The sequence below is a fragment of the Cyclobacterium xiamenense genome, assembly GCF_042140265.1.
Classification (GTDB): Bacteria; Bacteroidota; Bacteroidia; order Cytophagales; family Cyclobacteriaceae; genus Cyclobacterium; species Cyclobacterium xiamenense_A.
The window spans coordinates 5,205,319-5,226,772 of sequence record NZ_CP159481.1; the positions used below are offsets into that span (position 1 = coordinate 5,205,319).

Here is a 21,454-nt window from a genome sequence, read left to right on the forward strand (position 1 = left end):
TTCAGATTAAAAATAATGGCATCTCCACTTCGTGAAGACGCCATTATGTTCATTGTCAGTAACTGATGAAGGCAGCTTACTTTTTATCTTCTTCGTTTACTTCTTCGTAGTCTACATCAGATACGCCATCTCCCGAAGAAGCATCCGTTGCAGATCCGGCGCCGGTCGAACCGCCCTGAGAAGCGCCCCCTTCCGCGCCCTGAGAAGCGTTGTACATCTCTTGAGACGCGGCAGTCCATGCCGTGTTCAACGCTTCCATTCCTGAATCAATGGCTGCCATATCCTGACTTTGGTGAGCCGATTTCAGCTTTTCCAACGCTTCGTTTACCGCAGCCTTGTTGCCATCGGAGAGCTTGTCGCCAAACTCCTTCAACTGTTTCTCCGTTTGGAAGATCAGGCTATCTGCCTGATTTATCTTATCGATTTTCTCTTTTTCAGCCTTATCTGTGGCCGCATTGGCTTTTGCCTCCTTCTTCATTCGGTCGATCTCCTCTTGAGATAAACCAGAGGACGCTTCAATTTTGATTTTCTGCTCCTTACCGGTACCCTTGTCTTTTGCCGATACATTTAGAATGCCGTTGGCATCGATATCAAAGGTTACCTCAATTTGAGGCACTCCCCGTGGCGCTGGAGGGATGTCCGTCAGTTGAAACCTTCCGATGGCTCGGTTGTCCTTGGCCATGGATCGTTCTCCCTGAAGCACATGGATGTCCACTGCGGGCTGGTTATCAGCTGCTGTTGAGAATACCTCGGACTTTTTGGTAGGAATGGTCGTATTGGATTCAATCAGTTTGGTGAACACACCACCCATGGTCTCAATTCCCAGGGACAGTGGCGTGACATCCAAGAGCAAAACATCTTTTACTTCACCCGTTAACACGCCTCCCTGAATCGCTGCACCAATGGCTACTACCTCATCCGGATTTACCCCTTTTGACGGCTTCTTCCCGAAATACTTTTCCACCTCTTCTTGAATCTTAGGGATTCGGGTGGAACCACCGACCAGGATTACTTCGTCGATGTCGGAGGGAGAAAGGCCCGCGTCCTTGATCGCCTTTCGTACCGGATCCATGGAGCGTCTTACCAGATCATCGGAAAGTTGTTCGAATTTCGCACGCGAAAGATTCCGAACCAAGTGCTTTGGACCAGACTGCGTGGCAGTGATGTATGGGAGATTGATCTCCGTGCTTGAAGAGCTGGAAAGTTCTATTTTCGCTTTTTCAGCGGCTTCTTTCAAACGCTGCAGCGCCATGGGATCTTTGCGTAGATCTATTTCTTCCTCCGCCTTGAACTCGTCTGCCAGCCAATTGATGATTACCTGATCGAAATCGTCTCCACCCAGGTGCACATCTCCATTGGTCGATTTCACTTCAAATACCCCGTCTCCCAATTCCAGGACGGATATATCAAACGTACCTCCACCCAGATCGTACACGGCGATCTTCATGTCCTGGTTTTTCTTATCCAGGCCATACGCCAACGCAGCTGCGGTAGGTTCGTTGATGATTCGTTTCACATCGAGGCCTGCTATCTGTCCTGCTTCTTTCGTCGCCTGCCGTTCCGAGTCATTGAAATAGGCTGGCACGGTAATTACCGCTTCGGTCACCTCCTGTCCCAGGAAATCTTCTGCGGTGGACTTCATCTTCTGAAGAATCATCGCAGAAAGCTCCTGTGGCGTATAGGAACGGTCGCCAATTTTTATGGCAACGGTATCGTTGGGACCCTGGTCCACCTTGTAAGAAGCATGCTTCCGCTCTTCTGAGATTTCGGAGAATTTTTTTCCCATAAATCGTTTTACAGAAGAAATGGTATTTGACGGGTTTGTAATGGCCTGCCGTTTGGCAGGATCCCCTACTTTTCTCTCTCCATTTCCGTTGTCCAAGAATGCCACGATAGAAGGAGTGGTCCTTCTACCTTCACTGTTTTGAATGACCACGGGCTCACTACCTTCCATTACTGCGACGCAAGAGTTGGTCGTACCCAAGTCTATACCAATAATTTTTCCCATAATTATATTTATTTTATCGTTTTCATTTGTTCTACGAAAACAAGAACAACAACCAATGTGCCAAGTAGATGAATGCCGGAATTAATGCCACATTGTCATAATTTGTGACAGTTTTCAGATGCGGTTTGTCAGCTTTTATTAGTAATTTTCACCCGCTGATCCGGTGTTTTGCTACGCCTTAACCCATTCTTATGCATGAAAAGAACCCTGTCCGGACTTTATATTTATCCGATAAAATCTCTCGGCGGTATCGCGCTCTCGGGAAGTAAGGTCCTATCCTCCGGGCTTCAATACGACCGTCAGTGGATGTTGGTAGACCAGGAGGGAAACTTTATGAGTCAGCGAAACCTTCCCCAAATGGCCCTGCTTCAGGTCAGTCTACAGGAGGAATCCCTACATATCAGTCACAAACAGCAAGCCGATGCCGGACTTCGTATTCCCCTTTCGGGAGATTCGGGTCGATTGCAAAAAGTACAAATCTGGGAGGACCAAATCGATGCCTTGCTTGTAGACCCGACCGCAGACGAATGGTTTTCAGACATGCTTCGTGTTTCCTGCAGACTAACGAAAATAAGTTCCGACCACAAACGCTGGCTTAAAAAGAAATACCAGGTTAACGGGGAACACGTGGGATTTGCCGACAGCATGCCGTTCTTGCTTATTGGGCAATCTTCTCTGAATGATTTGAATAAACGACTGGCTACTCCCGTGCCCATGAATCGCTTTCGGCCAAATTTAGTGTTTTCCGGAGGGCCCGCCTACGTCGAAGACGCCTGGGACGAATTTCATATTGGCGCTGTACCGTTCAAAATCACCAAACCCTGCGGGAGATGTGTCATGACCACCGTGGACCAGGACGAAGGAACAAAAGGGAGTGAGCCCCTTTATACCCTATCCAAATACAGGAAAAAGGGAGGTAACGTGTTTTTTGGGCAAAATGGGATCGCCCTGGAGGAAGGCTACATCGCCTTGGGCGACACCATTCGTTTGTGTTAATACCTTCCGCAAGTACTGTGTAGATTGTATACACAGTGAGGGTGAAATTTCCAAAAACCGGTGCACCCCTTTTGCTAATTCTTTACTAGAACGTTGCCGTTGATAAATTTTAGGGAGCTGGTCGTAGTATTTTAAATACATTTTTATTAATATTAGGCGCTGAAAAATAGGTACGAAACAATTTCCATGTGTTTTCGGTTATCTGGAAATACCGTTGTTAAAAGGGAAAGAGGGGTTCGTTAAAAAACAATTCTTACCTTTGGCACGAAATTTAAATGCTTGACGCTGAAATAAACCAACTTGATTGCCCAAATGACTACACATAATTCAGCAGTAGTCAAGCAGTAAATAATCACATTATCGTAGGGGAGATTTTTGATGGGGTTTGATGGGTTATTTCAAACTGACTGATAATCTTACGCATTTTTCCATAGCGGAGAATTGACGGGATTTGTATGTAAAAAAGTAAAACCTGATATACACAAACACCAACTAAACCTATATCTACATGAATACAGTTTTATACCGATTAATCCTGTGTTGCACGTTCATGTTGGCCGGATTGCATCTCCATGCGGCCAATTATTATTTCTCCAGTGAAATTGGAGATGATTCCAGGAGCTTTTCCCAGGCTCAGAACGCGGCCACCCCATGGAAATCCATCAACAAACTGAATTCCATTATGTCCAGTCTTAGCCCGGGAGATAAGGTTTTCTTTCGTCGAGGAGACACTTTTTACGGCACTATCCAATTGAACCGTTCTGGACAATCGGGCGCACCCATTACTTTCGGTGCTTACGGTTCAGGCCCGGACCCGATCCTGACCACCTTCGTACGGCTTTCAAACTGGCAATCCGTTGGTAGCGGTGTCTATGAAGCCTCGGACAATCGCCTACCCGGCAAGCCAATAAATATGGTAACCATCAACGATACACCCCAGGAGATGGGCCGGTTTCCAAATTCAAATACCGCTAACAGGGGATACTTAACCTACGAAGAAAACTCCGGGAATCGTTCGATTACCGACTATCAATTATCCTCCAGCCCCAATTGGACGGGTGGAGAGGTCGTGATGAGGAAAGTTTTTTGGATCACCGACAGGCACACCATCACCTCTCACGCAGGAAACACGTTGAACTATGCATCCAATCCGGAAACTCGCTACGAGCCCCAGGCCGGATACGGATACTTTATTCAGAACCATCCGAACACACTGGACCGCTACGGTGAGTGGTACTACAATCCCTCTACCAGAAAAATGCGCGTGTACTTTGGTTCCAGCCCCGGTACGGCCCGGGTGGAAGCAAGTACGTTGGACTTTATCGTAGAAAAGACAGGGCGGGCAAGCCACATCGTTTTTGAAAATTTACATTTCAGAGGTGCTAACCGAAATGCTTTTCAGTTTGAGGGTGGCAACGATATCAAAGTAACCAATTGCAAAATCCATGTTTCCGGAGAAGATGGATTATTTTTCGCAGGGGTATCGAACCTGCTGATCGAAAACTCCGAAGTGGACTATGCCAACAACGTGGGGATGAATCTTAAGATTTCCCACGATGCCGTCATTCGTGGAAATCGCGTTCAGCATACGTACATGTTTCCGGGACACGCCAGAAGCGGTGATGGGGCAGGCCTTGCCATCTTTTCTACCGGAAACAACAACCGGATCGAATACAACGAGATTAAAAAAAGTGGGTATATCGGTATTCGGTTTGGAGGGCACGACACCCAGGTCAATTATAATTTTATCGATGGTTTCTGCTACACAAAGAATGATGGAGGTGGAATCTACTCCTTTCAGAGTAAATTCGACAACTACAGAAACAGAAAAATCACCAACAACATCATTATCAATGGGGTCGGCGTTCGCGAAGGTACGCGTATCCGAAACTTCGTGGATAAGCCCCAGGCGGAAGGTATTTACCTGGATGACAATGTGACGGATGTAGAGGTGTCAGGAAACACCATCGCACACATCACTTCAAAGGGCATCTATCTTCACAATACCAATAACATCCGTGTCATAAACAATACGGTTTACGACTCTGACAACCTGATCTTTCTTCGGAATGACCTAATGGGAAATCCCCTTACGAACACAACCATTGAAAACAACAAACTGCTCGCAAAGGACGCCTCCCAAAATTTTGTATACATCTATACCTTGTTCAACGACGTGGGGGAATTGGCGAATTTCAACAATAACCAGTATTCGGCTCCATTTTCAGACAATTACAGGTTCAGGATTCGATACAATGTAAATTCGAGTAATGAAACGAACAAATTTTTTGATTTAAAGGGCTGGCAGCGTGCCTACAATAAAGATTGGAACTCCAAAACCGGTACGCAAGTAGAGGATCTATACACCGTCACCAAGCAGGTAGATGGCAACCGCTATTCGAATGGCTCGTTTGACAGAAACGCGGATTATATAAGCTGTTCGGATTGCTCCAAATCATGGGACAATGGGAAATTGGATGGCGGCTCCTTAAAGATAAGTACCAGCGGTACAAGTCGTACCACCATCAACTCAGGCTCGCTTAAAAAAGGTAGCTATTACTTGCTGAAGTTTAGCGCTATTGCCGACAAAGACATCCCTGTTTCCTTCTACTTACGACAATCAAGTTCGCCCTGGTACGAACTGTCGCAGAGACATAATGTAGGAATATCCTGGCAAAGAGGGGAAAATGAAGTGTTGATTCAATCCCTGGCAGATGTGGAAACCTCGCGCCTGATCATGGAAGTAGGCACCGGTGAAACCGGCACACTGTGGATAGATAATTTCGAATTATACGAAGTAGAAGCCTCCGTCGTACGTCCAGAGGAAAAGGTACTCTTTGAGAAAAACCCCACCCGATTGGAACGAAGTTTTTCCACGTCCGGAGGTTTTGTGGGCCTTCTTAATGAAATGCTTTCAGCGACTCAAGTCATCCCACCTTATCGCTCGCTGTTGCTACTGAAAACAGGCAGTGGAGTTATTGAGCAAGCCCTTTTCAAGCCCACAGTAAGTCTGGTAAATCCGGAAACCGGGCTAACCGCGAAAGCGGGGGAAACGATACTCCTACAGGCGAACGCTTCCGTAGAAAATGCATCCATTTCGCAGGTGGATTTTTACAACGGCTCCACCAAGCTGGGAACGGCAACCAATTCGCCTTACCAATTTGCCTGGGAAAACGTCCCGCAGGGAACGTTCAATCTATCTGCTGTGGCAATTGCTGACAACGGCCAACAAGCGACTTCCTCCAACTTGAGCTTTTCTGTTGCTCCAGCTACCGCAGACCCGAAAAGTTCCTCCACTTCCTATTTCCTAAATGCAGGCACAACTGATGCGACGATTTGGAATGGATTAGCTTTTACAGGGGAGAATGCAGGCAACAACTTTTTCAGCACGTCCAGGACGTTTACCGAAATATCCGCGAGTACGCATCCCTTGTTCCAAACCGAGCGGCATGCACAGAATCTTTCCTATTCAATACCGGTTCCAAATGGCACGTATTACGTGTATACCCTACACAATGAAGTGTGGTTTGGTCAGCAGGGCCCCCCTGCCCAGGAAGGAATGCGTCTTTTTGATATTTCTATCGAAAACAACAAGGTGAAAGATGATCTGGATTTTTACAAAGAAAACGGAAATCAACCCCTGGTACTCGCCTTCGAAGGTATAACCGTGACCGATGGGGTTTTAACTATTAACTTTAATGCCTCTGTAAATAACGCATCTGTTTCGGGAATCATCGTAAGCGAAACACCCATCAGCATACCCTCCGACCTGGTTGCAGGCCCTGGTTCTGCGGATGGGCCCGTTTATCAAGACTACCTGATGATAAATGCCGGTAGTCGTGACGATATCAGTTACGAAGGCAAGCTGTTTGTGTCGGACTACAAAACATCCTATTTCGGTAATTTCTCCCCTAACTTCAATTACACAATTCCAGGGGAGCCCTTGTACCAGACGGAACGATATGCCCGGAACATGAACATTCGCATACCCGTAGAGAATGGCACTTATCTGGTAAAGACCTACCACAACGAATTATGGTTTGGTTCTTTCGGGCCGAAAGCCGCCACTGGAAATAGGGTTTTTGACATTTCCATTGAGGGTGAACTGAAGAAAGATAACTTTGATATCTTTTCCGAAAGCGGAAACCTGCCCACCAGTTTTTCATTCGAAAATATTGTAGTTACCGATGGATTTCTGGATCTATTCCTTTCTGCGAGTAGCGGTGACGTGAGTATCTCTGGGTTGTACGTCGGAAAGGCAGTCTCACCCACGAGTCCTCCGAAAAGCACACAGGAGCCCATCTTCCTGAATGCCGGAACCTTCGACGACAAATCCTACAACGGGCAGCTACATACGGGAGATAGAAAAACCAACTTCTTCAATCCATCGAATGTAAACGCAAACTTCACGGTCAATGGATCCGAAATTTTTCTTACGGAAAGGTACGGGCGCAACCTGGAATACAGCATCCCGGTAGAAAACGGTACCTATACGGTTGTTACCTACCACAATGAACTCTGGTTCGGTTCCTTCGGACCCGCAGCGAAGGCAGGCAATCGGGTTTTTGATATCTCCATCGAAGGCAACCGGGTCAAATCGAATTTCGATATCTTCAGTGAAAACGGGAATAATCCGACCACCCTGACCTTTACTTCGATAAAAGTGGGGGACGGGATTCTCAATATATCCATGAATGCAACCAGTAACAACGCTACGGTGGCAGGTATTGCCGTGATTCCGGATGGAAGTTCCTGGTCCTCAAATCTTCGGCTGGCGACTAGTGAAAACATGCTGCCAACACAGGAAGCCGGAATTGCACAAACAGCCGTCACCAACGTGTACCCCAACCCGGCCTCCTACCAAACCACCTTATCCATTGGGCAGGATGTAAACGTTCGCGAAATCTACATTCAAAGTACTTCCGGTGCGTTGGTGAAAAGCATCGATCCGAAAGCTGCTTCCGACGGCTATGGCACCTATACCCTGCCGTTGGCTGGTATGCAGTCCGGGGTCTATGTAGTGACCGTTACGGACGGAGGAAGTTGGATCAAGAAGATTAAACTTATCGTTCAATAGCCGGCTTTCCTTTCAACAAAAAAGGCTGGACAATGAATTTGTCCAGCCTTTTTTTTGACTATTTTCCAGATGATCAGGGGTTTAACTTCTTATTGGACCGGTGTCGGTCTTTGTCCCGAAGCGTTTTTTTCTCAAAGTTTTTCTCCAATGCCTGTGTCAGATCCACTCCGGTCTGATTCGCCAGGCAAATAAGTACCCACAGTACGTCGGCCATTTCGTCGCCAAGATCCTTGTCTCGTTCGCTTTCTTTAAACGATTGTTCGCCGTATTTCCTGGCCATGATACGTGCCACTTCCCCCACTTCTTCCGTCAATATGGCCATATTCGTAAGTTCATTAAAATACCTGACGCCCGTGGAATTAATCCAGGCATCGACTTTGTTTTGTGCTTCTGCTAGTGTCATTTGCTTTAGGTCTGGTAGGTAATTTTTCCTTGATTCAATTCTATAATCCGGTCAACGCTCTCCGGAATGTCGGAAGCGTAATGACTCACAAATATCAGGGACATCCCGGTTTCCTTTAAAAAATAAGAAATCATTTGCCGAAATCGTACCCGCTGCGTCTCGTCCATCCCCTGTGAGGCTTCATCCAATACCAACAATTGGGGACATTTGATCATGGCTCGGGCTAACAGGCAAAACCGCTGTTCTTCCAAACTGACCCGATGAAAATTTTTAGCGGCCAGATGATCTAATTGCAATGCAGCCAACCAGAGATCTGCCAGCCTTTCCTGGGTCTCATCAATTTTTCTAAACAGACCCATGGTGTCGAATAACCCGGACAAGACCACCTTTTTACAGGTTTGGTTCATCGGAAAATAGCGACCCAATTCGGGTGACACAAAGCCGGTCGGTTTTTTGACATCCCAAATGCTCTCCCCTGTACCACGCCGCCGGTCAAATAGTACGATATCGTTGGCATAGGCTTGCGGATTCTCTCCCAAAACTAAGCTAATGAGGGTAGACTTTCCCGCTCCATTGTGTCCACGAATCAACCACTGCTCTCCCGGTCCTACGTCCCAACTGATCCGGTCCAAAAGCAGCTTACCTTCGTACCCCACAGATACTTCCCGCATCGCTACCACCCTTTTTATCCCTGAACCGGAAAATACGTTTTTTAATAGTCCATCAAACCCGGCAAAAGCGGTCCCCCTCTGCATGCGCAAGGCCTCTTCCCGTGCCAAAAGTCGTTTTCTATTGGTGACTACTTCCAGCCTTCCCTTTTCCAGCCACCCGTAACAGGAGATGGACGCCGGGATTTCATCAACGGTACTCGTCATGACCACCTGTATCCCAGATTGAATGATAGCGTCCAGTAGGTGATCAAACAGTTGCCGGGTCTGCACATCCAAACCCGTCAGCGGCATATCCATCAGAAACAAGCGGGGGTTTTTAAGTAAGGCGGTGGCCAACGCCAACCTCCTGGTTTCCCCGTTGGATAATTTGATTAGCGACTTATCCCGTAACTCCCCGAGGCTGAAAAGGTCGATCACCCGATCCAGGGTCCAGCTGCCACCCCCCTTGGGTTCCACCTGGGCGAGGTACGCACCTACCGTTTCTGAATCCTCCGATTCCGAACTGTTAAACCGTTGCTGATAATAAAAATTTTGCTGACCGGATTTGTTTCGAAAAGTGTATTTCTGGGACACAAAAGCAATCAAATCCCGGAAGCTATTGACCTGGCCCTGTTGGCGCTTAATTTTCTGGTAGCTCTCAGCGAAGGGCCATGAAATCCGCCCGCCAACAAGGGATGTGCGCCCCAATAGCGTTTCCAAAAATGCGGTCCGATCCTTTCCTGAACCACCCAGGATTGCCCAGGACTCCCCGTTCGCGATCCTGAAATCCAGTTGCTCAAAACGTATCTTTCCCGAATGTCTTACCGTCGCCTGCTCAATCCGCAAAAAATCTCCAGTAAATCTTGCGGTAGTGGTCGGTTTTTTCTCCATCACATCTGTGGGGGTTTTATTGATTCATCGGAGCGCAAGGATTCCTTCGCACCTTTTTCGGTCTATACCTTGTTTTTGGAATCGATGATAATGGTTACCGGACCGTCATTTATCAGCGATACCTGCATGTTGGCACCGAAAACACCTGTCTTTATGGACCTGCCGAGTTGCTGCGTAAGTTCGTCAATACAGGCTTCGTAGAGCGGAATGGCCAAATCCGGCGACGCAGCTTTGATGTAGGAGGGCCTGTTTCCTTTCTTTGTACTGGCATGGAGGGTAAACTGACTGATGAGTAGCAACTCCCCACCGATATCCAGTAGGCTTTTGTTCATCACGCCGGCATCGTCGGAAAAAATCCGCATTTGAACGATTTTTCGGCTAATCCAGGACAAGTCTTCCATCTTGTCGGCTTCTTCTATCCCCAGCAATACCATCAATCCCGATCCAATCGATGCCGTTTCTCGCTTCGAAATGGTTACGGCCGCTTGGGAAACTCGCTGAATAACTGCAATCATGCGCTTATCTTGTGCATTTCGGCCGAGGGAATGGTTTCGTTTCCGGAAAGATGAGTTTCCTGATCTTTTACAAGCATGGCCCTGGCAACCTGCGACCCGGAAATTGGCTTGTATTTCTTAAACATTCCCAAATAGGTAAGGCCTTTCATCAAAACTTTTCCTACTTCTTCACCGAGACGATGTTCGTTTCGCTCCCCCAGGAGAAGAGAGGGTTGAAAGATGCCAAGATAGGTGAAATCCATTCGCTTCAGATCATTTTCTACCGTTCCTTTTACCTTGTTGTAAAAGACCGCAGATTCGGCATCGGCTCCGAGCGCGCTTACATAAAAAAAACGTTTTGCACCAAAACCAAGGGCCATGCGTGCGAATCCAATAACGAAATCGTGATCGATCTGAAAGAATTTTTCCTTTGATCCTGCATTTTTTATGGTGGTTCCAAGGGAGCAAAAGGCAGAAAGAGCTACCTCTCCGCTTTCCAGACGTTTAAGAAGCGACTGAAATTGGCCTCCTGTATTTTGCGCGCGAATGGATTCCAGCAGATTCAACGCTTCCAGCCGGTTAAAGTCTACTGTTACCTGTACCAGTTTGGCATGCTTTAAGGCGAGCTCACGCCTGCCAAAGGAAATAACCCAATCGTATTCCGGGTTTTGGAACAACTGGTGAAGTAATTGCATGCCCACCAGTCCAGACGAGCCCGCTACCATTGCTACCTTACTCATACCTGCCGTTCTTTTTCCCATTCCAGAAACCGCTCGATGTCGGACTGAAGGCTTTTGAAAATAGCCAGCAATACCGTAATATCATCCACGTACCCTACAAAAGGAATAAAGTCCGGAACAAAATCTGTTGGCAGTGCAAAGTAAAACAAGCCAAGCACAAGCAATCCAAGGGATCGATTGGAAAGGCCCGCGTATTGCTTGTTGACGTGTGCTCGAATCATTCGAATAAACACTTCCAGTTGATATCTTACCTGGGCAAAGGTGGGATTTTGGGAAAGCTCCTTCCATTTTAAACTTGCCTTTACCAGCAACGCACGTAATCTCTCCTCTGTAGCCGCTATGTGCATGGCCCGGTTCAGGTAGATGGCTTTTGCCTTTTCAAAGATGTTCTGTTCTTCGTTGTATTTATTCATGGCTTCTGCAACACTTGGTTCGGGACTCAGAAATATATCCGGACTTCATCTTTTATTTTCTTTAGTGCGAGGACGACAATGTCTTGTTCCTGTTCCAACGATAGTTGAAAAATCTTTTTTGCCAGGTCCAGGCTTCGCTCGTTTCCATCCATCTGTTGGTAGGATTGGTTGATGAGGGATAGCGTCTGTTCAACAGATGAACGTACGGCCGCCCATGTATCGTCGGAAAAATAGACCTGCTGCGAAAGATTGTGATTGAATTCGTTCCTGATTTCTTCGATCAACCTGCTGTGCAGTTCCCCGGAAGTAAAACCGGGTTCATTGATCCTTCGGATCAGATTGTTCGGAGAAATCCGCTCTAACAGCAAGCAAAGTCGTTCCGCAGCCTGTAATCGAAGGGGGACTAGCAGTTCGGTATTTTTTGTTTTTATATCCACCCATTTCATCTCCTTTTCCTTCTTCAAAAATGATACCGTAATAATAAACATCCCATAGATTACCAGGCCGGCAGGAAGGACGATGCTTAAAAGTTGTGTCAGGTATTCCATCGAAAATGCATTTGACTCACAATATCCAAAATAATGTCAATTTATGCTATGCCAATAGGCTTTTCTCTCCTAATTTTGAACCATTCTTCACCACCGGGCCTTTTTTGTACATGCAGCTACCTGTCAATATTACCTCCAGAGCGCTGGAGGAAATTAGAAACATTATCAACACCAAAAACATTCCCAAGAACTACGCGCTGCGGATCGGTGTCAAAGGCGGGGGATGTGGGGGAGTCTCCTATGCATTGGGGTTTGACCAGCCCAAAGAGGGAGACCAACAATTCGAGATACAAGGGCTAAGGGTATTGATTGAAAAGAAGCACGTCATGTTTCTGATGGGAATGCAGGTCGATTTCTACGAAAGTAACGAAGCCCGAGGTTTTGTTTTCACCAATCCTACTATTCCAAAGCGGCACGATGCCTGAACCGAGCCAGGCGCCTGCTTTTTTATTCGGGTCAAATCAATCCCTCAAAACCGAACCTTGCCTTCGACCAAAATAGGTCGAGAGCAATTATTCGCGGCTTTAAAAAGGAAATGATCCGATGCCAATGCTCCCGATTAAGGACGTTGACTCCCTTCAGTTCTTTACTTACAGAATAGACGGAAGCACCGGTTTCTTCTGACCGCTCCGCCCTCCAGGTCCAGCATTCATCCAGTTCTTTTTCCAACAACCTTCGAAGCGCCTGCAATTGTTCGTAATACAATGCTCCAATCACCGGATCCGGATGCCGGATTACTATGGAAATGGACACCCCGGTACTGTCCGCATTAATTCGAAAAAATAAATGCCGAATCCCCGTGCGGTAGTTCTGCCAATTCACCCGGCTTCCGTCGGCCGAAGGAACGGGCTTCATGTACGCACCGAACACCGTCCAAAACTCCTGTGTTAGTTTACTTGTTTGATGCCTGGTATACATGGGGCTCCGTTTCAGCTATAATCTTCGGGGTAGTTAACTTCGACTACCGAGTAGTTTACCACGCCGCCGATCGCTGGGTTGTGTTTTTTTATGACAACACAAATATGGGAGGTGTCTGGATAGGCATTAATTATGTCTTGAATCATCAGGTGAGCCAGGTGCTCCAATAATTTGACGGGGACCTGCATGTGCCCCTTTGCGATCTGATACAATTTGTAATAATCTACCGTTTTTTTCAGGTCGTCATGCAGCATAGCCTGCCGAAAGTCGGTATGCACGTGCACATCAACGGTAAAGCGATTACCCAATTTCTTTTCTTCCGAAAAAACGCCATGATATGCATGGAATTCAATACCTTCCAAGGATACCTTTCCCATCAGTCAAATTGATCAAAAAAGGATCCGGATTGCTTTTTCCCGGGATTTTCTTCCTGCTTTTTTTCTCCCGCATTGTCTGGATCCTTGTCCTGAAAATCAGACGCATCGGATGGCTCTTCATCCGCTCCAGTGTCAGGTTGCATACCCGGCGAGTCCTCGGTAGCCAGAGGCTGTTGCCAGGTATAGGTGGTGTCACTGGGCGCTGTTTCGTCCGGTTCCTGAGGTAGCGGCATTTTAGAGTCTCTGCTCAGGGAAGCAAAAAAAGAGTCTTTGCGTTGCAAATCTTTGACCATTCGGGAATGTGCTCCGGCATCAATTTCGGAAAATCCTTCCTGAACCGTTTTTACGTTTTCCAGGGTCTCGTTTGCTGTCTTTTTTAGGTTTTTTAATAAATAGTCCCGCTGTGCCTGCAATTTCTCGTAATTATCCACCAATAGCTGCACGTCTTCTTTCAGGTCCTCTATGATTGTTTTGGCCTGATTTTCAGCGCGATCTACGAGATTTCGCGCCTTCGTCTTTGACTCCGCATGCAAAGCGTCCGCATTCATCTGGGCCTCTTTGAGGATGAGTTCAGCCGTTTTATTGGCCTGCTCGATGATACTGGCTCCGGTATCCTCGGCCGTTTTGAGGGTTTTAAAGAGCGATTGTTCGACTTCCCGAAGTTTCGAAGCCTCTTTCTCGGCCTGTTCGTACTTCGCTTTAAGAGCATTTTTTTCGTCTACCAGTTTTTCCCATTCCTGGGCCAGGTAGCCCAAAAACGCCGTGACTTCCTCTTTGTCATAACCCCTGAAGTTTTTTTCAAAGGTCTTTTGGCGAATATCCAAGGGTGTAATTTTCATTTATTGTGTGGTTAAATCCGGTGAATAACAAGCAGCGCTCAATCGGAAACGTGAATGTCCCAGACCGATACGGTACGGTCATCGCTGATGGCGACCACCTGATCCTTGTAGGCAGTCCAGATAATTTTATTGATTGAGGTCCCGTGGCCCGCATGCCTTGCTTTATCAATTACTTTTAGCAACCTGAATTCGGAGGTATCCCATAGCTTGATTGATTTGTCCATGCTACAAGTTACAAAAAACCTACCGTCTTGCCGAAAGGAGAGGTAATTGATCGCGTACATGTGAGCAGCTACACTGGACTGCTGGCTAAAATCCGCAGTATCCCAAAATTTCAACAAAGCATCTCGCCCACCGCTGACCAAGGTTTTGCCATCCGGGGAGTACCCGAGCGCGAACACCGAATTGCTGTGCCCGGCGAGTCGTGCTACCGGCTTCCAATCCTGCCAGGTGAAAACCTTTACCTGATTATCACTCGCACCGACGCTAAATTGCTTCCGATAGGGGTCTACGGACAGAACCCGCAGGGATTTTTCGCTGATTTTCAAATGTCTGACCAGGGATCTTTCCTCGATGTTTACCACCACCAGTACCCCGTCACCGGTGGCCACAAGGAGGAGGTCATCGATCACCTTTACATCAAAAATCGCATTGGAAGTGGTTTTGAGTGACCAAACCTCTCTTTTGCTATCCAGATCGATCGCATGTATCCCTTCAAAATTCTGACCAATAAACAGCAGGTTTCTTTTTCTATCCACCGTAAGCGCATACACGGAATTGGGAAGTTTTGCAAGTAAAAGCCCGTCTTTGGGTTGGCGAAGGTCCCAGGCTACCACCATGCCATCCCCTGAGCCGGTATAAAAGTAGTGGGGAGCGACTCCGCCCGAAAGTGCATAAATCGAATGGTTGTGGCCGCGTAAGGTGTTCAGTTTATTTACTTGAATTTTTACCATATATTGCAACTTACTAGTATCACCCAGCTCATTTTGAGTAACCATGCAAACAAAAATAGAAAAAATAAACCCTTTATCTGCTTTTGCCATAAACAATATTCACGAATCCAACCACCTCCCCATAGACTTTTTAAGCTTTCGTGAGAAACTTTCTCTGGCGACGATCAGCCATCCAAAGAAACGAATGGAATGGAAGGGTGCGCGGCTGGCTATTAAAGCCGCCCTGGAATGCATTCAACTCCCCTATCCCGGATTTTACAAGGATTCCCATGGAAAATCCCATGCGATGGACGGTGTCGGTTTTGTATCACTCACCCACCACGGAGACCTGGCAGCGGCAGTATACCACAAAGAAATGCCGGTGGGAATCGATTTGGAGCGGGTCCGCGAGAAAACGGTACCACTGGGCCCAAAATACCTGGACCCCGAAGAAATGGATTTTCTGGGAAACGACCCCTTTCTGTATTCTCTGGCCTGGTCGGTCAAGGAAAGTATTTTCAAATGCCAGGGGAGGAAGGGAATCAGTCTGCGTAAAAACATTTTGTTACAACCCTTCACTTCGACCGATCGCGTTATCAAAGGAAGGATATACGGTACCGATTTTGCAGATCACCACTATACTGTACAAGTCATTTCGGAAAATGATGTGATCCTTACCTACACGGTCTGGTGATTTTTTCTATCTTTGTTAGCGAATCAGACAGCTTGTACCATGCGCTATGGTGGGTGTTTTATGGTTTTTTTTCTCTGGGCATTTGTCGCCTACGGACAGAAAATAACCAATTTGGAGTTGGTAGATGCCTTCACTGGCCAGCGGATTTCTACGTCCAAACAGGGTGCTGCAAAAACCATGGTCTTTGTGTTTACCAGCATGAATTGTCCCTTCGCAAAACTATACGAAGACAGGATTTTGGCCCTCCACCAAAAATATGGAAACGAAGACCTGGCGTTTGCGCTTGTCAATCCACACGCTTGGATGGAAACGGAAAACCAGGCGCAGATGCAACAGCTACATTGGGCCCGGCAAGCAGGCATCCCCTTTCTTATGGACCCAGATCAGACATTTACCCGAATGTGTGGAGCCAAAAAAATCCCTGAAGCTGTCGTAATTTCCTCCGGTCCTACCGGCTATTCCATTGTCTACCAGGGCGCCATTGATAATAATGCCCAATCGGCAGAAAGTGTCTCGGTTCCGTACCTGAACAATGCCATTCAAGACATCCTTGACAGAAGAAGACCCGGACCGGCGGCAACGCGGGCAGTGGGGTGCACCATTCGTCCCATCCACTAATCTCTTTCCAGTATCTCCAAAAGTCCTTTGATCTCCCTGCTTTTGTCAACTTCCCCGATTTTGTCAAATGCAAATACCAGATTTCGTAACATGCGTTGCACGATATCAATGGTCTCGCAGGGTTCAAAAAACGCAGGTTGAGGATCCATCTTGAGATGTTCCAGGTAATTATTTATGTCCTGTCGGGTAAAAATCAGCCCCTTGTTAAATGCATTGATATAAAAATTGAATTTCCCTGATTTATAAGTCAGTACGAATAAATTTGGTAGATTAACTCCATAAATGGGGAGCCCAAGCTTTCTCGCCACCAACAGGTACACCGAACAGAGACTAATCGGATTGCCCTTTTTTGTCTCCAAAACGGTCTTTATCATGCTGTTTCCCGGACTATGAAAATTCTTTGTATTGGCCGAAAACTTCAGGTCGTTAAACAAGACATTGTTGATCAACTTGATCTTATCGTAAACGGAAAGCTCGTTTTTATAATTCGTCCATACCTGAAAATAAATTTGCTGCATGATCGCATTTAACTGCTCATATTCCAATTCAGGATAGAGGTAGGTGTTTATGATCCAAAGCCCTTCCAACAATTCTCTTTCTTCGGATTTTTTCCAGTTTTCCAGACGCTGGTGCAGTAGGTTTATCTGCAACTCATGCACCAGTTCCTCGATCTCCTTTTGCACCTCGGGATTGAAAGAACTCTCCCACTTATTTTCCAGAAAAGGGATGACCTCGTTGCCCAGAGAGATAATTTTCCCGCGCACATGTGCTTTGATTTCCTGGTCGGTATCATCCAACAAGGAAACGAGGGCATCTAATTCTCTATCTGTCAAGTGACTGTCCATGAGGTAAGTTTCTGTAGTAATACACCCGTTTAAATTTACCAAATTTATCGGAAAATTCCAGGTAGGAAAACTCCGATCAGATCCTTTGGTCTACGGAAATTGCGGCTATCACCCGCTAAATTGATTCAATTTCCTCTTTGTAGGCCTTGATCGCCCGGAAAATTCCCGAAGCCACGTAGGTCTGACCCGTTTTGCTGGTCAGATACCGTTCTTCGCTGCTATTGGAAAGAAAGCCCGCTTCTACCAATACACTGGGCATGCTGGTGGTCCACAATACATAAAAAGGAGCTTGCTTCACGCCTCTGGAATGCCTGTTGACACGGGTAGAAAAATCGGTTTCAATCTTTTCAGCCAGGGACAAGCTATTGGAGAAATAGGCTTTTTGCATGAGGTTAAACATCATGTACGATTCCGGAGACTGCGGGTCAAAACCCTCGTAGTTTTCCTGGTAATCGTCTTCCAGCAAGATCACGGCATTCTCTCGTTTTACGATTTCAAAGTTGGCATCGAAGTTCTTATTTCCCATCACAAAGGTTTCTGTTCCATGAACCCGGGGAGAAGACGTCGCGTTGCAATGAATGGAAATAAACAAATCGGCACGGTTTCGGTTTGCGATATTGGCCCGCTCTTTTAGCTCGATAAATTTATCGGTGGTTCGGGTGTAAATAACTTCCACTTCCGGGAGTAATTCCTCCACGTAGCCTCCCACTTTAAGTGCCAGCGCGAGCACCACGTCCTTCTCTCGGGAGGTAGCCCCGATCGTTCCGGGATCTTTCCCTCCGTGCCCTGCATCGATTACAATCCGGCGTAGCTTAAACTCCATTTTTTTCTCCCCAGCAGGAATAAAAGCCGAAAAAACGAAGGCTAGGGAGAGCAGCGAAATTAAAAGAATATTTTTCAACCTGGTTCGTTTCATAAACGTTAATAACCTTAACTTTACGCAAAATTTAGAAATTTTTAAAGCAAACAGAAATAATCGGTGCATTATCTTACCCGCGCTTTTCTTTCCCTATGTACATTTACGCTTTTTGGGCCCACAGTGTTTGGACAGGAAACCGACAAAAGCAGGGAGGCCGAGCGGGAGCTTACCGCACCGGACACATTGATTACACCCGTTCAGGATCCGGAAATACTCCCAAGTCTTCCCGATAGCATCCTGCAGATTAGTCCGGAGGAGTTAGACTCTGCCGTACAACAAGAAATCGGAGACATCAGCACCACCATTAATTACTACGCCGAAGACAGCATTATCTCGGATTTCATGCAGAATAAGGTGTTTCTGTACAAGGGCGCTTGGTTTGAATACGGCAATATCCGACTGGATGCTGACTATATCATCATCGATTGGGAAAACTCAGAACTGTATGCTTCCGGCCTGGAGGATAGTACAGGGGTGGTGCAAGGTACGCCCGTATTCAAGGAAGGGAATAGCATCTACGAAATTCGCCGGCACATGCGGTACAACTTTGAAACCCAAAAAGCCCTCATTTCGGATGTGGTGACCCAACAGGACGAGGGACTACTGCGGGGAGAAATAGTAAAAAAAACGACAGATGGATCGGTTTACCTTAACAAAGGCTTCTATACCACCTGCGATTTGGTAGAGCCGCACTGGCATATTTCCTCTTCTAAAATCAAGTCCGTACGCGGGAAACACGTAATCTCCGGGCCGTTTAACTTGTACTTCAATAATATACCCACTCCATTGGGACTTCCTTTTGGAGTCATTCCCGATACACCGGAAGAAAAAACCTCCGGCATCATTTTCCCTTCCTACGGTGAAGAACAACGACGCGGCTTCTTTCTTCGGGACTTCGGATACTATTTTGCGTTCAACGACTACATACACACCCGGGTAACCGGCGAGATTTTCTCCAAAGGAGGCTACGGATTGAAAACAGCATCCGTTTACAACAAACGCTACCGATTCAAAGGAGGACTGAATATCGACTACCAAAAATTTCAGAGTCCGGAAACCGCCGAGCAACCCCTGGAATACGATGCTTTCTGGTTTCGATGGAACCACAACCCGGAAACCCGAGGTAATTCCCGCTTTTCTGCAGCGGCCAATTTTGGCACCAAATCCTACAACGACAACATTCTAAATCCGGGAAATTTTCAACAGAATCAACAATCGGACTTTTCCTCCAATATTTCCTACAGTAAAACCTTCACGGGCACCCCCTTTAGCATGTCGGCAAACCTCCGGCATTCGCAAAATCAGGTAACCGACGAAGTAAACCTGCTGTTGCCCGACGTGGCGGTAAACATGAATAGGCAAAATCCCTTTCGCAACATCCGTTTCGAACCACTAAAAACACTGAACATCGCCTGGAATTTCAACGCGCAAAACTCGATTAACAATCGCATTACTCCAGAATTAGGCGTAGACCCGGATCTTCAGCAGCAAATAGAAGAGCTTGGACAACCCTCGGCACCGGATGTGCTTCCTTTTACCTTCGCGAATTTACCTCAGCTGCTACGTGAAGCCAACAACGGTTTTAGGCACACACTTCCCATCTCCTCCAATTTTAGCCTGTTCCGCTTTTTTACCGGAACCGCCTCCATGAACTTTACCGAAATCTGGTATCTGGATCGGATCAACTACTACTATAACCCAGCTGAAGAGCGTCTGGACAGGATTCTGGAAAATGGATTTAACCGGATCAATTATTATAATTCTTCCTTCAACCTGGCCACGAATATCTATGGTTTTTATACCTTTAAAAAAGGGTCGAAAATTGAAGCCATCAGGCATCACATGCAACCCACCTTTGGCTTTACAAGCACTCCGGATTTTTCCGACCCGCGCTTTGGCTATTACCAGGAAGTTCAGACCAATAGCGATGGGCGGATTCAACGCCTTTCCCGGTATCAGGGCTTTATCTACGGTGGCGCCCCTATGGGGGAAGCCAAGTCACTGAGCATCAATATCCGGAACGTGGTAGAAGCCAAAGTACGTACGGAAAGTGATACAGCAGAGGCCGAAACAAAAAAAGTACCCATACTTCAGACCTTAAACGTTTCCACCAGTTATAACTTCGCGGTTGATTCCTTTAACCTGGCACCGGTTAATTTCAATACACGGACCTCCCTGTTTGACAAAAGACTATCGGTAAACCTCAGCGCAAACTTTGATCCCTATGCCACCCAGACCTTTACCAATGGAGAACAGCAGGTCATTCGACGGGTAAATGAATTTGCATGGAAACGTGGACAGGGCCTTGGAACGATCCGTCGCGCATCTCTGAATATGAGTGGAAGCATCAACCCCAGCAAAACGGAACAATCGCCCGCTGAGGTTCGGGACGAACTCACCAATGAATTTCTAAACCAAGGGGGGCAAATGAATGATTTTGTCGAAAACGAAATAAACCGCATTGCCAATGACCCTAGTCAATACATCGACTGGTCCATCCCCTGGAACATGAACTTTAGCTACAACCTCAGCTATAATAAAGCACCTTCAGGGACTACAAATATTACCCAAGCAATAAATGTTTCCGGAGACCTGAGCCTTTCCGATAAATGGAAAATCAACTTCAATTCTGGCTATGACGTGGCGGCCGCCCGAATCACCCAGACCATGATCGGCATCGCCCGAGACCTCCATTGCTGGCAAATGAACGTGAACTGGGTTCCGTTTGGCCGGTTCACGTCCTACAATATCGATATACGCGTAAAATCCAATATCCTACGCGACCTAAAAGTGTCCAGACGGCGGTCCTTCTTTGATAGCTTCTAAACGGTCCGATCAGCCCTCGCTGCTCTTTGATAAAAACCTACCGATTCACCGCTCTGGCGTTGATCTGCCAGTCGAACAAGTAGTTACCAAACCTGAGTTCGATTTTAAAGCAGCATCAATTATTCTAGCTGTCCTTTCATAAAAAGGTACAATGGTAGAATGACTCAAACCTATTAATCTTGGTGCTCCCGGGAACGGGACGGTCGCGAAAAAAAACCTCCCGACTGTGTCGGGATTGGCTCTTTCCCCCATTCTTTTTTGGTTTA

At 46.8% G+C, this 21,454-nt stretch carries 19 protein-coding genes; 6 read left to right on the top strand and 13 right to left on the bottom strand.

Going from position 1 to position 21,454, the window contains the following annotated elements; all coding sequences use genetic code 11:
• Positions 1-76: 76 nt before the first annotated feature.
• A complete protein-coding gene (gene dnaK / locus ABWH99_RS21230) occupies positions 77-2,008 on the bottom strand; it encodes a molecular chaperone DnaK (RefSeq protein WP_375583788.1) in 1,932 nt (643 codons plus the stop codon).
• Positions 2,009-2,203: 195 nt separating this feature from the next.
• On the opposite strand from dnaK, the gene ABWH99_RS21235 reads away from it, so the two are divergent.
• Together ABWH99_RS21235 and ABWH99_RS21240 are read left to right on the top strand one after the other, a co-directional pair.
• Positions 2,204-3,004, top strand: a complete 801-nt coding sequence (locus ABWH99_RS21235) for an MOSC domain-containing protein (protein ID WP_375583789.1) — start codon at positions 2,204-2,206, stop codon at positions 3,002-3,004.
• Between the two features lie 508 nt (positions 3,005-3,512).
• Positions 3,513-8,081 (top strand): malectin domain-containing carbohydrate-binding protein, encoded by a 4,569-nt coding sequence (locus tag ABWH99_RS21240; RefSeq protein ID WP_375583790.1) that lies wholly within the window; start codon positions 3,513-3,515, stop codon positions 8,079-8,081.
• A 73-nt stretch (positions 8,082-8,154) separates the two neighbouring features.
• On the opposite strand, the gene ABWH99_RS21245 is transcribed toward ABWH99_RS21240, so the two are convergent.
• From ABWH99_RS21245 to ABWH99_RS21270, 6 genes are all read right to left on the bottom strand, one after another.
• Positions 8,155-8,484, bottom strand: coding sequence for a nucleotide pyrophosphohydrolase (locus ABWH99_RS21245; protein WP_375583791.1), 330 nt, complete (start codon positions 8,482-8,484; stop codon positions 8,155-8,157).
• 5 nt (positions 8,485-8,489) lie between these two features.
• Positions 8,490-10,025, bottom strand: coding sequence for an ATP-binding cassette domain-containing protein (locus ABWH99_RS21250; protein ID WP_375583792.1), 1,536 nt, complete (start codon positions 10,023-10,025; stop codon positions 8,490-8,492).
• Between the two features lie 62 nt (positions 10,026-10,087).
• Positions 10,088-10,540: a D-aminoacyl-tRNA deacylase gene (gene dtd, locus ABWH99_RS21255; RefSeq protein WP_375583793.1), complete on the bottom strand. Its 453-nt coding sequence runs from the start codon at positions 10,538-10,540 to the stop codon at positions 10,088-10,090.
• On the bottom strand, positions 10,537-11,259 hold the full coding sequence (locus ABWH99_RS21260) for an oxidoreductase (RefSeq protein WP_375583794.1): 723 nt from the start codon (positions 11,257-11,259) through the stop codon (positions 10,537-10,539). The genes dtd and ABWH99_RS21260 overlap by 4 nt, the downstream gene beginning before the upstream one ends.
• Positions 11,256-11,672, bottom strand: a complete 417-nt coding sequence (locus ABWH99_RS21265) for a YkvA family protein (protein ID WP_375583795.1) — start codon at positions 11,670-11,672, stop codon at positions 11,256-11,258. Before ABWH99_RS21265 ends, ABWH99_RS21260 begins: the two co-directional genes overlap by 4 nt.
• A gap of 26 nt (positions 11,673-11,698) precedes the next feature.
• The gene (locus ABWH99_RS21270) at positions 11,699-12,220 is read right to left on the bottom strand and encodes a hypothetical protein (protein ID WP_375583796.1); all 522 of its coding nucleotides are present in this window, start codon (positions 12,218-12,220) and stop codon (positions 11,699-11,701) included.
• 110 nt (positions 12,221-12,330) lie between these two features.
• On the opposite strand from ABWH99_RS21270, the gene ABWH99_RS21275 reads away from it, so the two are divergent.
• On the top strand, positions 12,331-12,645 hold the full coding sequence (locus ABWH99_RS21275; protein WP_375586613.1) for a HesB/IscA family protein: 315 nt from the start codon (positions 12,331-12,333) through the stop codon (positions 12,643-12,645).
• A gap of 31 nt (positions 12,646-12,676) precedes the next feature.
• Here the strand turns inward: ABWH99_RS21275 and ABWH99_RS21280 are convergent, their stop codons facing one another.
• The 4 genes from ABWH99_RS21280 to ABWH99_RS21295 are packed head-to-tail and all read right to left on the bottom strand — an operon-like array spanning position 12,677 to position 15,307.
• A complete protein-coding gene (locus ABWH99_RS21280) occupies positions 12,677-13,138 on the bottom strand; it encodes a DUF4268 domain-containing protein (protein WP_375583797.1) in 462 nt (153 codons plus the stop codon).
• Between the two features lie 11 nt (positions 13,139-13,149).
• Positions 13,150-13,515: a dihydroneopterin aldolase gene (folB, locus tag ABWH99_RS21285; protein ID WP_375583798.1), complete on the bottom strand. Its 366-nt coding sequence runs from the start codon at positions 13,513-13,515 to the stop codon at positions 13,150-13,152.
• On the bottom strand, positions 13,515-14,354 hold the full coding sequence (locus tag ABWH99_RS21290) for a DivIVA domain-containing protein (RefSeq protein ID WP_375583799.1): 840 nt from the start codon (positions 14,352-14,354) through the stop codon (positions 13,515-13,517). The genes folB and ABWH99_RS21290 overlap by 1 nt, the downstream gene beginning before the upstream one ends.
• Before the next feature lie 38 nt (positions 14,355-14,392).
• Positions 14,393-15,307 (bottom strand): WD40 repeat domain-containing protein, encoded by a 915-nt coding sequence (locus tag ABWH99_RS21295; protein WP_375583800.1) that lies wholly within the window; start codon positions 15,305-15,307, stop codon positions 14,393-14,395.
• Between the two features lie 43 nt (positions 15,308-15,350).
• On the opposite strand from ABWH99_RS21295, the gene ABWH99_RS21300 reads away from it, so the two are divergent.
• Both ABWH99_RS21300 and ABWH99_RS21305 read left to right on the top strand, forming a co-directional pair.
• Positions 15,351-15,980 carry a 4'-phosphopantetheinyl transferase family protein gene (locus ABWH99_RS21300; protein ID WP_375583801.1) on the top strand — a complete coding sequence of 210 codons (630 nt, stop codon included), beginning with the start codon at positions 15,351-15,353 and terminating at the stop codon, positions 15,978-15,980.
• 60 nt (positions 15,981-16,040) lie between these two features.
• Positions 16,041-16,598 (top strand): redoxin family protein, encoded by a 558-nt coding sequence (locus tag ABWH99_RS21305; RefSeq protein ID WP_375583802.1) that lies wholly within the window; start codon positions 16,041-16,043, stop codon positions 16,596-16,598.
• Here ABWH99_RS21305 and ABWH99_RS21310 read toward each other — a convergent pair.
• Together ABWH99_RS21310 and ABWH99_RS21315 are read right to left on the bottom strand one after the other, a co-directional pair.
• Positions 16,595-17,443, bottom strand: a complete 849-nt coding sequence (locus ABWH99_RS21310; RefSeq protein ID WP_375583803.1) for a transglutaminase-like domain-containing protein — start codon at positions 17,441-17,443, stop codon at positions 16,595-16,597. The two genes, ABWH99_RS21305 and ABWH99_RS21310, sit on opposite strands and share 4 nt — an antisense overlap.
• 115 nt (positions 17,444-17,558) lie before the next feature.
• Positions 17,559-18,359 (bottom strand): N-acetylmuramoyl-L-alanine amidase, encoded by an 801-nt coding sequence (locus ABWH99_RS21315; protein ID WP_375583804.1) that lies wholly within the window; start codon positions 18,357-18,359, stop codon positions 17,559-17,561.
• Between the two features lie 63 nt (positions 18,360-18,422).
• Here ABWH99_RS21315 and ABWH99_RS21320 point away from each other — a divergent pair, with 63 nt between their 5' ends.
• Positions 18,423-21,188: a putative LPS assembly protein LptD gene (locus tag ABWH99_RS21320; protein ID WP_375583805.1), complete on the top strand. Its 2,766-nt coding sequence runs from the start codon at positions 18,423-18,425 to the stop codon at positions 21,186-21,188.
• The last annotated feature ends 266 nt before the right edge of the window (positions 21,189-21,454 follow it).

Coding starts and splice junctions, on each gene's coding strand:
- dnaK (WP_375583788.1), bottom strand. CDS start 2,008: ATGGGAAAAATTATTGGTATAGACTTGGGTACGACCAACTCTTGCGTC.
- ABWH99_RS21235 (WP_375583789.1), top strand. CDS start 2,204: ATGAAAAGAACCCTGTCCGGACTTTATATTTATCCGATAAAATCTCTC.
- ABWH99_RS21240 (WP_375583790.1), top strand. CDS start 3,513: ATGAATACAGTTTTATACCGATTAATCCTGTGTTGCACGTTCATGTTG.
- ABWH99_RS21245 (WP_375583791.1), bottom strand. CDS start 8,484: ATGACACTAGCAGAAGCACAAAACAAAGTCGATGCCTGGATTAATTCC.
- ABWH99_RS21250 (WP_375583792.1), bottom strand. CDS start 10,025: ATGGAGAAAAAACCGACCACTACCGCAAGATTTACTGGAGATTTTTTG.
- dtd (WP_375583793.1), bottom strand. CDS start 10,540: ATGATTGCAGTTATTCAGCGAGTTTCCCAAGCGGCCGTAACCATTTCG.
- ABWH99_RS21260 (WP_375583794.1), bottom strand. CDS start 11,259: ATGAGTAAGGTAGCAATGGTAGCGGGCTCGTCTGGACTGGTGGGCATG.
- ABWH99_RS21265 (WP_375583795.1), bottom strand. CDS start 11,672: ATGAATAAATACAACGAAGAACAGAACATCTTTGAAAAGGCAAAAGCC.
- ABWH99_RS21270 (WP_375583796.1), bottom strand. CDS start 12,220: ATGGAATACCTGACACAACTTTTAAGCATCGTCCTTCCTGCCGGCCTG.
- ABWH99_RS21275 (WP_375586613.1), top strand. CDS start 12,331: ATGCAGCTACCTGTCAATATTACCTCCAGAGCGCTGGAGGAAATTAGA.
- ABWH99_RS21280 (WP_375583797.1), bottom strand. CDS start 13,138: ATGTATACCAGGCATCAAACAAGTAAACTAACACAGGAGTTTTGGACG.
- folB (WP_375583798.1), bottom strand. CDS start 13,515: ATGGGAAAGGTATCCTTGGAAGGTATTGAATTCCATGCATATCATGGC.
- ABWH99_RS21290 (WP_375583799.1), bottom strand. CDS start 14,354: ATGAAAATTACACCCTTGGATATTCGCCAAAAGACCTTTGAAAAAAAC.
- ABWH99_RS21295 (WP_375583800.1), bottom strand. CDS start 15,307: ATGGTAAAAATTCAAGTAAATAAACTGAACACCTTACGCGGCCACAAC.
- ABWH99_RS21300 (WP_375583801.1), top strand. CDS start 15,351: ATGCAAACAAAAATAGAAAAAATAAACCCTTTATCTGCTTTTGCCATA.
- ABWH99_RS21305 (WP_375583802.1), top strand. CDS start 16,041: ATGGTTTTTTTTCTCTGGGCATTTGTCGCCTACGGACAGAAAATAACC.
- ABWH99_RS21310 (WP_375583803.1), bottom strand. CDS start 17,443: ATGGACAGTCACTTGACAGATAGAGAATTAGATGCCCTCGTTTCCTTG.
- ABWH99_RS21315 (WP_375583804.1), bottom strand. CDS start 18,359: ATGAAACGAACCAGGTTGAAAAATATTCTTTTAATTTCGCTGCTCTCC.